The organism is Eubacterium xylanophilum ATCC 35991 (assembly GCF_000518685.1).
Classification (GTDB): domain Bacteria; phylum Bacillota; class Clostridia; order Lachnospirales; family Lachnospiraceae; genus Eubacterium_F; species Eubacterium_F xylanophilum.
On the sequence record NZ_KI912470.1, the window covers coordinates 1 to 14,743 of the forward strand.

The 14,743-nt window shown below is 39.1% G+C and carries 12 protein-coding genes and 1 pseudogene; 11 read left to right on the forward strand and 2 right to left on the reverse strand.

Annotated elements, in window-relative coordinates; translation table 11 throughout:
* Positions 1–202: pseudogene (locus tag L877_RS14290) on the forward strand (group II intron reverse transcriptase/maturase); the annotation flags it as partial.
* A gap of 120 nt (positions 203–322) precedes the next feature.
* On the opposite strand, the gene L877_RS0107330 reads toward L877_RS14290, so the two are convergent.
* Positions 323–1,012, reverse strand: coding sequence for an L-ribulose-5-phosphate 4-epimerase (locus L877_RS0107330; RefSeq protein ID WP_026835494.1), 690 nt, complete (start codon positions 1,010–1,012; stop codon positions 323–325).
* A 251-nt stretch (positions 1,013–1,263) separates the two neighbouring features.
* On the opposite strand from L877_RS0107330, the gene L877_RS0107335 reads away from it, so the two are divergent.
* The 10 genes from L877_RS0107335 to L877_RS0107380 all read left to right on the forward strand — a co-directional run bounded on the left by L877_RS0107335 (position 1,264) and on the right by L877_RS0107380 (position 13,498).
* On the forward strand, positions 1,264–2,202 hold the full coding sequence (locus L877_RS0107335) for an ABC transporter ATP-binding protein (RefSeq protein ID WP_026835495.1): 939 nt from the start codon (positions 1,264–1,266) through the stop codon (positions 2,200–2,202).
* 10 nt (positions 2,203–2,212) lie between these two features.
* Complete coding sequence (locus L877_RS0107340; protein ID WP_026835496.1) at positions 2,213–3,295, forward strand: ABC transporter permease; 1,083 nt, start codon at positions 2,213–2,215, stop codon at positions 3,293–3,295.
* The gene (locus tag L877_RS0107345; RefSeq protein WP_026835497.1) at positions 3,295–4,437 is read left to right on the forward strand and encodes an ABC transporter permease; all 1,143 of its coding nucleotides are present in this window, start codon (positions 3,295–3,297) and stop codon (positions 4,435–4,437) included. The genes L877_RS0107340 and L877_RS0107345 overlap by 1 nt, the downstream gene beginning before the upstream one ends.
* Positions 4,438–4,491: 54 nt before the next feature.
* Positions 4,492–5,646 carry a sensor histidine kinase gene (locus tag L877_RS13545; RefSeq protein ID WP_051437743.1) on the forward strand — a complete coding sequence of 385 codons (1,155 nt, stop codon included), beginning with the start codon at positions 4,492–4,494 and terminating at the stop codon, positions 5,644–5,646.
* A 2-nt stretch (positions 5,647–5,648) separates the two neighbouring features.
* Complete coding sequence (locus tag L877_RS0107355) at positions 5,649–6,278, forward strand: response regulator transcription factor (RefSeq protein WP_026835499.1); 630 nt, start codon at positions 5,649–5,651, stop codon at positions 6,276–6,278.
* A 165-nt stretch (positions 6,279–6,443) separates the two neighbouring features.
* Complete coding sequence (locus L877_RS0107360) at positions 6,444–6,662, forward strand: cation transporter (protein WP_026835500.1); 219 nt, start codon at positions 6,444–6,446, stop codon at positions 6,660–6,662.
* Between the two features lie 6 nt (positions 6,663–6,668).
* Positions 6,669–8,576 carry a heavy metal translocating P-type ATPase gene (locus L877_RS0107365; RefSeq protein ID WP_026835501.1) on the forward strand — a complete coding sequence of 636 codons (1,908 nt, stop codon included), beginning with the start codon at positions 6,669–6,671 and terminating at the stop codon, positions 8,574–8,576.
* A 50-nt stretch (positions 8,577–8,626) separates the two neighbouring features.
* Positions 8,627–9,901, forward strand: a complete 1,275-nt coding sequence (locus L877_RS0107370; RefSeq protein WP_026835502.1) for an O-acetylhomoserine aminocarboxypropyltransferase/cysteine synthase family protein — start codon at positions 8,627–8,629, stop codon at positions 9,899–9,901.
* Between the two features lie 18 nt (positions 9,902–9,919).
* Positions 9,920–11,023 carry a cation diffusion facilitator family transporter gene (locus L877_RS0107375; RefSeq protein WP_026835503.1) on the forward strand — a complete coding sequence of 368 codons (1,104 nt, stop codon included), beginning with the start codon at positions 9,920–9,922 and terminating at the stop codon, positions 11,021–11,023.
* 111 nt (positions 11,024–11,134) lie between these two features.
* Complete coding sequence (locus tag L877_RS0107380; RefSeq protein WP_026835504.1) at positions 11,135–13,498, forward strand: leucine-rich repeat protein; 2,364 nt, start codon at positions 11,135–11,137, stop codon at positions 13,496–13,498.
* Positions 13,499–13,639: 141 nt separating this feature from the next.
* On the opposite strand, the gene L877_RS13550 is transcribed toward L877_RS0107380, so the two are convergent.
* Complete coding sequence (locus L877_RS13550; protein WP_207637247.1) at positions 13,640–14,638, reverse strand: M23 family metallopeptidase; 999 nt, start codon at positions 14,636–14,638, stop codon at positions 13,640–13,642.
* Positions 14,639–14,743: the final 105 nt, after the last annotated feature.

The window sequence follows — 14,743 nt, forward strand, 5'->3', positions numbered from 1 at the left end:
AACTCCGCAGAATAGAGCTAAGAATTTGATGAAGCTGGACGTACCAAGATGGGCAGCGTATAAAATCGCCTATTGTGGAGACAGATATGCAAGACTCGCTCACAATGGATGGGTACAAAAAGCTATAAGTAAAAAGAGACTAACCTCATTTGGATTAGTCTCAATGTTAGATTACTACACCGAAAGGTGTGTTACTTGTTAAGTTGATTGAACCGCCGTGTACGGAACCGTACGCACGGTGGTGTGAGAGGTCGGGGGATTATTCAAATCTCCCTCCTACTCGATTATACTTATCTAGTGCGACAGCCCCTTTTATTACTACTTATTTTTGACCGTAATATGCGTTTTCTCCGTGCTTCCTGTTGTAGTGCTTGTCCTGTAGATACTGTGGAGCCGGCATAACTTGGTGGTTTAGCTGCTCTGTAAAGAGAGCCATCTTGGCAACTTCCTCGAGAACAACGGCATTGTGAACTGCTTCATGTGCGTCTTTTCCCCAGGAAAATGGTCCGTGGTTTTTGCACAAAACTGCCGGAACAGCATTGTAATCACGATTCTTAAACTCCTTAACGATAAGAAGACCGGTATTAACTTCATATCCTTCTTCGATTTCTTCTTTGGTAAGGCAAGGAGCACATGGAATAGGACCATACATATAATCGGCATGAGTTGTTCCATAGCAAGGGATTCCCTTACCTGCCTGAGCCCAACTTGTGGCGTAAGTTGAATGGGTGTGAACCACTCCACCTATCTCAGGAAATGCCTTGTATAACTCAACGTGAGTTGGCGTATCTGAGGAAGGATTGAGTTTTCCCTCAACAACATTTCCCTCTAAATCCACGATAACCATATCATCTGGAGTGAGTTTGTCATAATCCACTCCGCTAGGTTTTATGGCAAATAGTCCCTTTTCTCTGTCGATTCCACTGACATTTCCCCATGTAAATGTCACGAGACCATACTTTGGAAGCAACATATTGGCTTCATATACATCTTTTTTCAATTGTTCTAACATATTAATCACATCATCCCACTGTGTGCCGAAGCGATAATTCCCTATATTACTTTGCTTTCGGCCATCAGGGATCTCCTTTCTTGTATTCATAAATCCAATAACATTTTAACAGAGACTGCGAGATATATCAAGAGGAAAATATCTAGTGACAAATGTCATAATAACTTCTTACAAATTTCACTATTAGGGAGAGAAGCTAAGATATATAATGAGATTGTAAAGTAAACCACTTTTGAGAAAGGACGAGTAGGATGAGTACAGTAGTAGAGGTAAAAAATCTGATAAAGAGATACAAGGAGTTAGTCGCTGTAGATAATTTTGGATTCAGTATAGAAGAGGGCGAAGTTTTTGGCTTGCTCGGACCAAACGGCTCCGGAAAGTCCACGACTATTAACTGCCTTTTGTCTATCATGAAGTATGACAATGGTTCGATAAAGATATTTGGTGAGGAGATGGGACCATCAAGGCGGGATATCAAGAGACGTATCGGAGTTGTCAGTCAGAATGTAGCGGTTATGGAAGATCTTAATGTATATGACAATGTTGATTTTTTCTGTGGACTCTACATAAAGGATAAGGAAAAGAGAAAAGAGTATGTAGAGGAGGCAATTGAGTTTGTAGGTCTGGAAGAATATAAGAAGTTTAGACCGGCAAAGCTATCAGGAGGACTTTTGAGAAGGTTAAATATTGCTTGTGGAATAGCGCACAAGCCGGAGTTAATCATAATGGACGAGCCGACGGTGGCGGTAGATCCCCAGTCTAGAAACAAGATTCTCGAGGGAATACTGGAGCTAAATAAAAAGGGATCAACCATTATATACACATCTCACTATATGGAGGAGGTCGAGCAGATTTGTTCCAGAATTCTCATTATGGACAAGGGTAAGAAAATTGCAGTTGGAACCAAGGATGAGTTGAAGCGTGGAATTAATAATACTGAAACTATAACCGTAAATGTTAAGAATATCGCCGATAAAGTGATAAGCGATATAGAAAGTATCCATCATGTTTATAAAGTGAAGTATGACGGGGAAACTTTGAAGATTATGTGCAACGGAGGTAAACATAATATAAGCCATGTGGTGGAATATTTTGCTGATAATAATATTGGATATGAGGGAATATACTCTGAACTTCCAACGCTAAATGATGTGTTCCTGGAGATTACCGGCAAGGAACTTAGAGATTAGGAGGTTTGTCATGGTATTTAGATTATACAAATGGAATATGAAGATGGCTGCTCACAATAAATTCTTCTTATTCTGGAATTTATTGTTTCCAATAATTCTTGGAACGCTTTTCTTCTCAGCTTTCAATTCCATATATGAGAGCGAAAAGTTCGATACAATTCCCATAGCGATTGTGGGAGATAGTGAGCATTATATCGAAAATGCACTAAAAGAAATAGAGTTTAGTGATAATGTCAAAATGTTTTCCATCAAGAAGCTAGATGAGAAGAATGCCACTAATGTGCTAAAGAGTAAGGAAATATCAGGAATAATCGATGCAAAAGATTACAGCGATGTCAAGATGGATATAGCAGAAGATGGTGTAAATCAGAGTATAATTGCAGGTGTTGTGACGAGCATCAGATCAGGCGTAGAGCCAAGCGAGTATGTAAAGGATAAAAACTTGGCGGCTAATAACCCTGATCCATATATACAGTATATGTATTCATTGATAACTATGGTTTGCATTCTTGCGTCAACTTCAGTTCTGATGAGTTTGTCAGGGGGAGATGCCAGAAGTTCGGACTCGGGAGTTAGAGTGGAGAGTTCTCCGGTGGGAAAATTCACCTATCAAATGTCATGTGTCATGTCGGCATTTTCCTTCCAGATTGGAATTATAGGTTTGATGTTGATTTATCTGATAGGAATTCTTGGAATAAACTTTGGTGCCAATCCATTGGTAGTATTTGGCACGGCAGTTGTGGGAAATTTGCTTGGATGTGCACTTGGATACCTGGTCAGCAGCTTGTTTGAGACATCCACGAATATGAAGAATGGAATACTTCTGGTAATAACACTTTTTGGAGGATTTATGTCAGGCCTTATGGTTGCAGATATAAGGATTTTAATAGAGGAAAATATTCCGATAGTGAATCGAATCAATCCATCCGCTATTATTACAGATGCTTTTTATAGTTTGAATGTATATGGTGTTGGAGATAGATATTATTATTCCATTATATGGCTCCTATTGGTGAGCATTGCAATGTTTGCCATTGGCGCGGTGGTTTCATACTGGAAAACTTATAGATATAAAGTTAAGGAGGTGCTATAATGCAGATATTTGTAAAATTTTTCAAGATATATCTCAATGCAAAAGCCAGTGTAACAATTCCTCTTATTGCATTTATAGTAAGCCTTTGTATGATGGCCAAGCTAGGAGATTCCGAAGATGGAAATGCAGTAAATAACAGTTATTCGGTAGTCGTAATAGATGAGGATAACTCCGAAGTTTCTAAGGAAATAGTCAAGTATATAGACAAAACTAATACCATCAAAGAGGGCCAATATGATGATATGATGATAAATGACCTTCTCTATTATAAACACATTGCAGCTGCTATTCGAATTCCAAGGGGATTTGGCGAGTCTTTTTTGCAAAGTAAGGCTGAGGGAGATATAAGCATTGAGTCCAGAGTAGACGAGGCCATGCCCACAGGTAAATTTGTGGACAGTCAGATCAACCAGTTCTTAAGTGCTATGAAAGTCAAGCTTAATGGTGGAATGGGAATATCTGAAGCGGCAAAGGAGGCGGCGAAAGCCTGTGATACCCAAGGATTTGTAAATAAGTTGACTGAGGAGAAAACGGGTAAGATGGAGCAAATGTTCATGTTTACATCATATGTGGTAATCTATCTCACATTGATGGGAATCCTGCCGATAATTATCTCATTTAACGAGAAGGAAATTATCAGGAGAATTCTTGCTTCCTCCGTGAATCAGTTTAGCAAAAACGCAGCAGTATTCTTCGGATGTGCGGCGCTGGCTTTCATAGAATTTCTCGTACTAATTGCCACCAATGGCATACTCCTAAAGGACGATGGTTTGTTTGGCGAGGCCTTTGCCATGTGCTGCCTTAACTTATTCATCTTTACTCTTGTCTCATGTATGCTTCTCTTCTTGATGTCGACATTCATCAGGAAAAAGGGGGCGGCATCCAATATGTCAGCTGTGGTAATATCCCTGGCATTCTCCTTTGTGGGCGGATCATTTGTAAAGCTAGATTATTTGAGTGAAAATATCAAGAAAATCGGACGTTTTACACCGAACTATTGGTATTCAGTGGCAAATACAGATATCCTGACCGGCAAGGGCTTGACAGATGTTGTGCCATACTTTATGATGGAATTATTATTTGGTGTGGTCTGTGTTGCTGTGGGGCTGGCAGTGCTAAGGTTTCGCCGAGAGAGAGAGTAATTGTGATGAGTGCAAAGCCCCGAGAAGAAACTGTATGCTGAGGATGAGGTCTTTATGAATAAGTTATTAGATAAGATAATGATAAACCTATTGACAGTTGTGGCTATGTACAATTTTATGCATGGTATTTCTTTGATTATCTTTATATATTTATCAATAACTTATTCGGCAATTTCTTATTATCTAATTACGAGAAATGCATTGGTTAAAGGCTTCAGACCTCAGGGGATGACTGAGTGGATTCTTTATATAATCGACATAATTATCATGATAGTATTTATGATAAAACCTGAATTTGCATTATTTATGCCTATAATTTTTTATGACATGATACATAGTAAAAATATTCCGGCTTTTGTCTTGGGGGTATTTGCCTATGTAAACATGTGGATTCAGGTTGGCAAGTCATCCTCAGAGATAACGGTGCAGGCAATGATACTGAGTATTTCGCTGTGCGTGGTGGCTGGATATCTTACGATAAAGTCGGAGAAGCACAGTTTGTTGACTTATGAGTACAAGAAACTCCTTGACCGCGGGAAAGTCGATACAGAGCTTCTCGCAAAGCAAAACGCGGAGATTCTCAGATCTAAGGACATGGAGATTAGCAATGCCCAGACGGAAGAACGCAATAGGATTGCAAGAGACATTCATGATAATGTAGGACATATGTTGTCTAGAGCGATACTTCAGGTGGGAGCTCTATTATCAATTTACAAAGATGATCCCCTAAAGTCTCAGTTATCTACTTTGAGAGAGACCCTTGATCTCGCAATGAATAATATTCGAAGCAGTGTTCATGATATACATGATGAGTCCATCGATGTGAAGAAACAAATTATGAAGATTTGTGATGGCTTGTCGGAACATTTTTCTTGTGAGATTAATATAGATATTGATGACAATATGCCACGAGATGTAAAGTATGCAGTTATAGGAATTACCAAGGAAGCAGTGTCTAATATAATTAAACACAGTAGTAACAGACTGGTGAGCATATCGCTGATACGCCATCCTTCTATATATCAGTTGATTATTCATGACTATTCTGACAGCAAATTCCAACCTGTGAAAGATGCATTAATTGCCAATAGAGGCGGTATGGGACTTGAAAATATGCGAAATCGCGTGGAGAGTGTAGATGGAATTATCAATATAACAAAGGATAGCGGCTACAGAATATTTGTCTCTATCCCGGTGGAGGAGAAATGAAAATGCGAGTAATGATAATAGATGATGACAATCTTGTTTTGGCTTCACTTAAGATGATTGTTGAAGCGGATTCAGAGATTGAGGTGGTAGCCATTGGGACTTCCGGGGAGGAAGCGGTGGAAAAGTATGAGAGATATCAGCCGGATGTGCTGTTGATGGATATCCGAATGAGTGGAATGTCAGGATTGGATGCGGGCGAGGAGATAATTGGAAGATATAAGGATGCCAGAATCCTATACTTGACTACGTTTAATGATGAGGAGTATATAGCTAAGGCGATTGTAATAGGTGCTAAGGGATATATAATCAAGCAGGATTTTGAGGGGATTGTTCCATCTCTCAAGACTGTATATGAGGGAAATCTGGTATTTGGTAAAGAAATAAGAGAAAACTTATCGAAGATTATCAGCAGTGACGCCAAGAACACTGGACCGACAAGGTTTTCTTCCCTAACTCCATTGGAGTTAGAAATTGTAAAACTTGTCAGCGATGGATATAACAATAGGGAAATTGCCGAGGAATTATGTCTATCTGAGGGGACTGTCAGGAATTATATCAGCAATATTTTGAGCAAGCTTGAAATTAGAGATAGAACTAATTTGGCTATTAGTTTTCTAAAAGAAACAGAATGATAAATACGAATTTGAAAATGGTTTTCACAATAAAAGTGAGAACCATTTTCAGTTACATTATTTTTTTAATTAATTTGACAAAAACACTTGTTTATTCTAAGTTTATGTGCTATAATTCTTCACAAATAAAAGTAATAATATACAAACAGAAAGGATGAGTGAATTATGAAAAAGAAATTCAAGATGGAGAATGTAGATTGCGCAAATTGTGCGAGCAAGATGGAAGCTGCAATAGCTAAGATCGAGGGAGTCGAGAGTGTATCTCTCAGCTTTATGGCTCAAAAACTCACAATTAATGCTGAGGAAAGCTTGTTTGATGAAATAATCGAGAAGGCTGAGGCTGCGTGCAAGAAGATTGATGCAGATGTTTGCATCGTGAGGTAACAGGCCATGACGAAAAAGCAGAAGAATGAATTGTTTAGAATTATTCTTGCTGGAGTGATTTTTTTCGTATGTTTTATAGGAGAGAAGACTGGGCTGCTAGATTTTTCTAAGGTTTCAAGCGACGGAAGAGTCGTATGGCTTGTATCGTTTGCTATTTATCTGATTCCATATTTGATTGTGGGATTTGTCGTGATAAAGAAAGCAATCATCAACATAGGTAATGGACAAGTATTTGATGAAAATTTTCTCATGTGCATTGCCACTTTTGGAGCACTTGGAATTGGTGAGTTTGATGAAGCAGTGGCCGTTATGCTGTTTTATAAGGTCGGAGAGTTATTTGAAAATATAGCTGTCAATCGTTCAAGACAGTCTATAGCAGATATGATGGATATGTGTCCGGAGTATGCAAATTTGGAAGAAGATGGCGAAGTAACAGAAGTAGATCCCGATGATGTAGAGGTCGGAAGTATCATAGTGATAAAGCCCGGAGAAAAGGTACCTCTTGACGGTGTAATCGTAGAAGGAGATAGTTACCTTGATACCAGTGCTTTGACGGGCGAGTCAGTTCCAAGACATGGAACAGTAGGTGATGAGGTTCTTAGTGGTTGTATCAACGGAAGCAATCTTATAAAGGTGAGAACAACCAAGGAGTTTGACGACAGTACTATAACCAAGATTCTCGAACTTGTAGAGGATGCCAGCACGAGAAAAGCTCAGGTGGAAAAGTTTATTACGAAGTTTGCAAAGTACTATACTCCGATTGTTGTTATTGTTGCAGCACTTCTGGCAATTATCCCACCGATATTTGTTGGAAATTGGGGTGAGTGGATTAAGAGAGGTTGTATTTTCTTGGTTATTTCTTGTCCATGTGCATTGGTCATATCGGTTCCACTCAGTTTCTTTGGAGGAGTCGGAGCTTGTTCGAGAAATGGTATTCTTGTAAAAGGTTGTAATTACATAGAGATGTTAGCAAGTTTGCGAACGCTTGTATTTGACAAGACAGGAACATTAACCAAGGGAGAGTTCGAAGTAACTGAGATTTGCGGTGAAGATAAAAAAGAGATTTTGTACAATGCCGCATTAATTGAAAAAAATTCGAGTCATCCTATTGCACAATCAGTGATTAGAGCATATAATAAAGTGTATGGCGAAAATTATGACCAGGTGGTGACAGATGTCTCAGAAGAGGCGGGGCATGGCATAAGTGGAACCATAAATGGAAAACGTTATTATGTGGGAAATCAAAAGTTGTTGGAAAAACATGGAATTAATCCGATGGATATTTCTTCTGATATCTTGAGGGAATACTCAGGAAGTACCATTGTATATGTGGCAAAAGCTGATAAATGCATCGGTTGTATCTTTATCTCAGATAAGATAAAGGATGGAATTGATCGTTCGCTTGAGAAGTTAAGAGTGGCCGGTGTTGGAAGATTTGCTATGTTAACGGGAGATAAGAGTGATACTGCTGAGGCTGTAGCCGGTAAAATTGGTATTGATGACGTGTATGCGGAGCTTCTTCCTACAGATAAAGTTTCCAATATTGAAAAAATCATTGAGAATCAAAATGAAGATGGGTTTGTTGGATTCGTCGGCGACGGTATCAACGATGCGCCTGTCATATCCAGGGCAGACATAGGAATAGCTATGGGAGCCATGGGATCTGATGCTGCTATAGAGGCGGCTGATATTGTTTTGATGGAAGATGATATTGATAAATTGGAAAGAGCAATCAGAATAGCTAAGAGGACTATGGTGATAGTAAAGCAGAATATTGTGTTTGCTTTAGTTGTCAAGTTTGCAATTCTTATTTTGGGAGCAGTTGGGCTTGCGAATATGTGGCTCGCTGTATTTGCAGATGTGGGCGTTGCGGTGCTTGCCATACTTAATGCCATGAGGACCGGGAGAAAATAGCTTTTCGTGTTTGCGGAATATTTTTCTTAAAAACAGGAGGACAAACAATAATGAGACAGGAAACTAAGTGTATTCAGGGAGGCTACAGACCGTCTAATGGAGAGTCACGTATGCTTCCAATCGTGCAGAGTACAACATTTAAGTATGATACTAGCGAGGAGATGGCAAAGCTGTTTGATCTGGAAGCTAGTGGATACTTTTATACGAGATTGCAGAATCCAACCAATGACAATGTGGCTGCAAAGATATGTGCGCTTGAGGGAGGTTCAGCGGCAATGCTTACTTCTTCGGGTCAGGCGGCATCTTTCTTTTCAGTATTTAATATAGCTGGATGTGGTGATCATGTCATCGCTTCATCGGCAATTTATGGCGGAACATATAATTTGTTTGCCATTACCATGAAGAGAATGGGAATAGAATTTACTTTTGTTGATCCTGATATTAGTTCAGAGGATCTTAGTAAAGAATTCAAGCCTAATACAAAGGCAGTTTTTGGAGAGACTATCGCAAATCCGGCACTCACTGTATTTGATATCGAGAGATTTGCCCAAGTTGCTCATGAAAACGGCGTTCCTTTGATTGTTGATAATACATTTGCGACACCTATTAATTGTCGTCCGATTGAGTGGGGAGCTGATATTGTAATTCACTCAACAACAAAATATCTGGATGGACATGATGCGACTGTTGGTGGCTGTATTGTTGATTCCGGTAAGTTTGATTGGAAAGCTCATGCGGAGAAATTCCCTGGACTTACAACACCGGATGAATCTTATCATGGAATAACATATGTTGATAAATTTGGCCTTGAGGGAGCATATATTACTAAGGCTACTGCACAGCTTATGCGTGATCTTGGAGCTATTCAGGCACCTATGAATGCATATCTGTTAAACCTCGGTATTGAGTCATTACATGTTAGAGTTCCAAGACATTGTGAGAATGCTATGAAAGTAGCGGAGTTCCTCGAGAAAAATGAAAATGTTTCTTGGGTCAACTACCCAGGTTTAAAGGGAAACAAATACTATGATTTGGCTCAGAAGTACCTTCCAAATGGTGTTTGTGGAGTTGTTTCATTTGGAGTAAAAGGTGGAAGAAAAGCAGCTGAGAAGTTCATGTCAGGGCTTAAGGTAGCGATGATTGCAACTCATGTTGCGGATGCGCACAGTTGTGTTCTTCATCCGGCATCAGCTACTCATCGACAGATGAATGATGAGGAGTTGGCTGCTGCAGGTATATCACCAGACCTTGTTAGATTCTCATGTGGAATAGAAAACATTGATGATATATTAGAAGATTTAGGAAATGCTTTGGCAGGCATTTAAATACAATAAAGAAGATTTATGGATAGAGAAGAGAGAATTATTAAAACCAGTATGATAGGGATTCTGACCAATGTTTTATTGGCAGGATTTAAGGCTTTTATCGGCATTGTTTCGAACTCAATAGCTGTAACTATGGATGCTATCAACAATTTGTCAGATGCGATATCATCTATTATTACAATTGTTGGAACGAAACTTGCGTCCAGAAAACCAGACAAAGAGCACCCTTTGGGGCATGGAAGAATAGAGTATATTGCAGCCACATTGGTAGCTATGATTATCATATATGCAGGTATTACCTCGGCAATTGAATCTGTCAAGAAGATTATAAAACCGGAGAAACCTGAATATTCTATGGTTTCTATTGTAATCATTGCTGTGGCTGTCGTAGTCAAATTTGTTCTGGGAAGATATGTGAAATCTATCGGAGAGAAGGTAAAATCCTCAGCTCTTATTGACTCAGGAATGGATGCATTGTTTGATTCCATCATATCTACATCAGTTCTCGTGTCTGCAATAATATTTATTATAGCTGGTATTTCTCTTGAAGCTTATGTTGGACTTATTATTGCTATAGTAATCATAAAGTCGGGATTTGATATGGTAATAGATACGGTCAATGATATAATTGGCAAGCGCGTTAGTGCCGAATTATCTTCTAAGGTTAAGGACATACTTGTGCGCGAAGAAGAAGTAAGAGGAGCTTATGATCTTTTGGTAACCAATTATGGACCGGATAGAAACTATGCATCAGTTCACCTTGAACTTCCGGATACTATGACAGTAAATGAGCTGGACTTGCTGACAAGAAAGGTTCAGAGAAATGTGTTTAAAGAGACGGGAGTTGTTCTCACAGGCATAAGCGTATACTCGTATAATACGCAGAATGAGGATGTGGTCAATCTTCGCGCGGAGATTGAAAAGTTCGTTCTCGCATATGACTGGGCACTTGAATTCCATGGTTTTTTTGTAGATGAGCAAAGAAAAGAGATTCGCTTTGACGTGGTAACAAACTTTGATATATCATCTAAGGACGCGTTGAGAATCCTATATAGCGATATGGGTAAGAATTATCCAAAGTATACATTCGAGATTGTGATAGATCTTGATTTGTCAGATTAAGGTATAATTTTGACATATAAAGGCACATACAATGTGCCTTTTTTTTATTACAATTAAAACAGTCTTAGAGATACTAAGTAATTTTCACACTCAGAAAAAAAGGAGGTAATTATGAGTAGGAAGTTTAAGATTGTTGTCGACACATGGATTTTATTCATGTTAATTGTATTTGGTTATGTATTTTTTGCTATGGATTCAAGAGCTGCCGTCATCGCCGGCGGTGGCCTTGGCAAATCCATGTCCTGGGAGGTTGATCAGGATGGTATTCTCCGTATTGCAGGAGAGGGGGAGTTCCCTGATATTGGAGAGGGGAATGCACCTTGGGCGAATTATAGCATCTATATTAGCAAAGTCGAATTTGATATTAATGGAAAATGTTCCGGAAATATTAATGGATATTTTAAGGGGCTTATTAATCTCTCAAGTGTATTGGGAGTTCCAGAGGGGATTGATAGCATGGTCGGAACATTTTCAGGTGATACGAATCTGACATATATCGATAAGATTCCTGAGGGTGTCAAGTCCTTAGATAGGTGCTTTTATAAGTGCAGCAGATTTAATATGAATCTAAATATTCCGGATTCGGTCGAGTCGTGTAATAGCACATTTGAGAATTGCGCAAGCTTAGTAAGAATTCCAAAGTTTGGAGATGATTCACAATTAAAGTATGCTTCATCGATGTACAAGGGAACCGGAGTGACTACGGTGAATAAGGCTCTCCCTAATTCAGTAATTGATATGTCATCTTGCTTTGAGTCATGTAAAAGTCTTGTAAAACTAGGTATTATACCGGAAAAAGTGGAAGATATGAGTAGGTGTTTTTATCGTTGTGACAAGCTTGAGAGGGTAGGTGAATTGCCTTGGACAGTAAAAAACATGAGCTATGCTTTTTACGAATGTAAGGCATTGTTAGAAGCGCCGGATATTCCCGGAAGTGTGGATAATATTGCATATTGCATGACTGGATGCAGTAAGGTTTCCGGTAAAATTGATATATATGCTACAATCAGAAAACCAGAAAAGTATAAGTGTTTTGCCTGTGATTCATCGGTATATCAGGTGGAGAATAATTCAAGCTTATTGGGTGGTCAGGGATCTGGACTCAAAGTGAATTATATCAAGAATAATGCGGGACTGGTACTGCTATATATATCGGAAGGATGGAATTGTGGCGAACTAAGTGTAATCGGTAAATTTGGCCCTTTGAGATTGGGCGAGAAGAATACAATGGATATTGCAAAGTGCAAGGTGGAAGACATACCCGCATATTCATATGATGGACTGGAAAAGTGTCCGCTGCTTCATGTGTGGTATGGTAACGTTGAATTAATTGAAGGGAGAGATTATGAGTTAGAATATAAGAATAATATCGATGCGGGGCAAGCAGAGGTTATAATATCTGGAAAAGGTGATTATGTTGGAAAGAAAAATGTATTATTTAATATCGACATTATAGACTTTAGCGCTATTGATATACATACTTATTCAGGTGACTATGACGGAGAATTCCATACTATAGAGATAGAGACCGATGTTCCCGGAACCAAGATATACTATGGACTTGATTCTGAGAATGTAGTACTAGAGGAAGCACCAAAATTCCTTCTCCCCGGAGAATATGAAGTCTTTTATAGAATTGAGAAGGATAATTATACGCCTATAGTCGGAAGTGAGAAGGTGTTTATAACATATCCTATGCCTCAGTATATTGACGAAGAAGAAAATCTGGATTCTCCGGAAAATACGGCTCTGCCATCTGAGACGGAAGAACCAGTGGAACTCGATAAACCTGAGGAGTCAGAGAAGCCTGTGGAGCTTGATAAACCTGAGGAGTCAGAGGAACCTAGTGTGGAAACACAGGATATAATATCAGAGGACAAACAGGTAGCTGAGCCAACTGCAGTTCCGTCTGAAGTTCCTTCCGCTGTTCCGACCGAAGTCACAACTCCAGTTCCGTCTGCTGTCCCAACTGTAGAAGATAAATTACCAACTATAAGCCCGACTGCAGTCCCAACGGTAGCTCCAACTCCTAAGATAGCTCAGGCCACAACTGCAAAGCCAACTGAGACAGTACTTCCGACTAAAACGGGGAAGAGAGAAGATAATCCTGTGGAGAAGCAGATTAAGGAAGACAAAGCATCTATCTCACAGATTATAAAGCAGATAGGAGTGGAGGAAGCTGCAAAGCCAAGTCAGGTGAAGAATGTTGTTGTGACCAAGAAGAAGAGCTCTAAAATCCATATTAGGTTTAAGTGGAAGAAGATAAAGAGAGCTAAGGGATATCAGCTTCGTTGGAGTTCATCGAAGAAGCTGAAAGGTAAGGTATATAAGAAGAAAGTCAAGAAAAATACAGCACTGATATCCTGGAAACGCGGGAAGAGATGCTATTTTCAGGTGAGAGCTTATAAAAAGGTTAAGAATAAGATTATATATGGCAAGTGGAGTAGGAAAAAGAGCTATGTCAGAAAAGGATAGAAATTGTCTTACGACCGCAGGGAGTAAGACCAGCAATATGCGATTATTGTCTTACAAGCAAAGCTTGTAAGACCAGCGATATGCGTTTCATTTCTGATCAAAAATAAACGAGTAGGATGCAAATCCTACTCGTGATTAATCTCATTGATAGCAGCCAAGATACTTTTTCTTAAGTGGGTTAAACTGCTTATATGTTGTCTTGTCTAGATATGATACATCATTTCCATCAAGTAACTTTTTTGGTCCCTTTCGCAACTCAAAGTGCAGATGGTTGCCAGTTGAGAATCCTGTGGATCCAACAGTTGCGATTACATCACCTTTTTCGACTTTATCGCCAATCTGTCGCTTGAGTCGATTGCAGTGGGCATAGAATGAATATATTCCATTGCCATGGTAAAGAATTACAAGGTTTCCAAATGAACCACCGGATGAAGAACTGTGATACTGAGAGTAAACAACTTCTCCATCATTCACTGCAAAAATCTTGGTTCCTTTTTTTACGCCTCTTATGTCAATTCCATAGTGTTTGCCATTATGAACAGAGCAGTGACAGTGGAATTTACATCCCAATACGCCACCGTCTACCGGCCAAAGCCAGTTAGATTCCTTGACAACAAATTTTTTTGAAATGGCTGTTTTGGAATAACCATATTTATCGGTTGCTTTAACTTTATACTTATATGTGCCAGATTCAAGGGTTCCGAATTTGATATCGGAATCTACGGTTTTGATATCAAATTTTTTGGAGTTGGCTTTAGACTTGACTTTAATCTGGTTTTCGCCATCTTCATTGACGATGGAAGTGACAATTTTTTTGAGCTTATGATTGCTCTTCAGTGTTCCGGACAATGAAAAGGACTGTCCTTCATAAATTGATTTTGGATATTTACACTTTTTTTTCTTGATAACAAGTGTATTCTTTTTCTTTGAATCGGCATCCGCTGTTGCTTCTGGCGTTGCAACAGGAGAAGCTGTCTGCTCAATCGCTGGAGTGGCAGTACTGTCTGCCTCAACTGCTGGAGTTGATGATGGTGCAGGAGTAGACTCTGCAGCGAATAAGTTTGTTGGCATAGTGCCAATTGCAAGTGACATAACTGTAACTAATGCTACTTTTTTTATACTTTTACTTTTCTCAAACAAGGTCAACACGTTTTCACTCCTTTACATTTTTATGTCAAACCATTTACAATTATAACATAAAATATTTCATTCTACAAGTGTAAAACGCATAAAAGTTACAAAAAT

What these genes read in the sequence shown, in the direction of transcription:
- L877_RS0107330 (WP_026835494.1), bottom strand. Translation starts at nt 1,012, where the DNA reads ATGTTAGAACAATTGAAAAAAGATGTATATGAAGCCAATATGTTGCTT.
- L877_RS0107335 (WP_026835495.1), top strand. Translation starts at nt 1,264, where the DNA reads ATGAGTACAGTAGTAGAGGTAAAAAATCTGATAAAGAGATACAAGGAG.
- L877_RS0107340 (WP_026835496.1), top strand. Translation starts at nt 2,213, where the DNA reads ATGGTATTTAGATTATACAAATGGAATATGAAGATGGCTGCTCACAAT.
- L877_RS0107345 (WP_026835497.1), top strand. Translation starts at nt 3,295, where the DNA reads ATGCAGATATTTGTAAAATTTTTCAAGATATATCTCAATGCAAAAGCC.
- L877_RS13545 (WP_051437743.1), top strand. Translation starts at nt 4,492, where the DNA reads ATGAATAAGTTATTAGATAAGATAATGATAAACCTATTGACAGTTGTG.
- L877_RS0107355 (WP_026835499.1), top strand. Translation starts at nt 5,649, where the DNA reads ATGCGAGTAATGATAATAGATGATGACAATCTTGTTTTGGCTTCACTT.
- L877_RS0107360 (WP_026835500.1), top strand. Translation starts at nt 6,444, where the DNA reads ATGAAAAAGAAATTCAAGATGGAGAATGTAGATTGCGCAAATTGTGCG.
- L877_RS0107365 (WP_026835501.1), top strand. Translation starts at nt 6,669, where the DNA reads ATGACGAAAAAGCAGAAGAATGAATTGTTTAGAATTATTCTTGCTGGA.
- L877_RS0107370 (WP_026835502.1), top strand. Translation starts at nt 8,627, where the DNA reads ATGAGACAGGAAACTAAGTGTATTCAGGGAGGCTACAGACCGTCTAAT.
- L877_RS0107375 (WP_026835503.1), top strand. Translation starts at nt 9,920, where the DNA reads ATGGATAGAGAAGAGAGAATTATTAAAACCAGTATGATAGGGATTCTG.
- L877_RS0107380 (WP_026835504.1), top strand. Translation starts at nt 11,135, where the DNA reads ATGAGTAGGAAGTTTAAGATTGTTGTCGACACATGGATTTTATTCATG.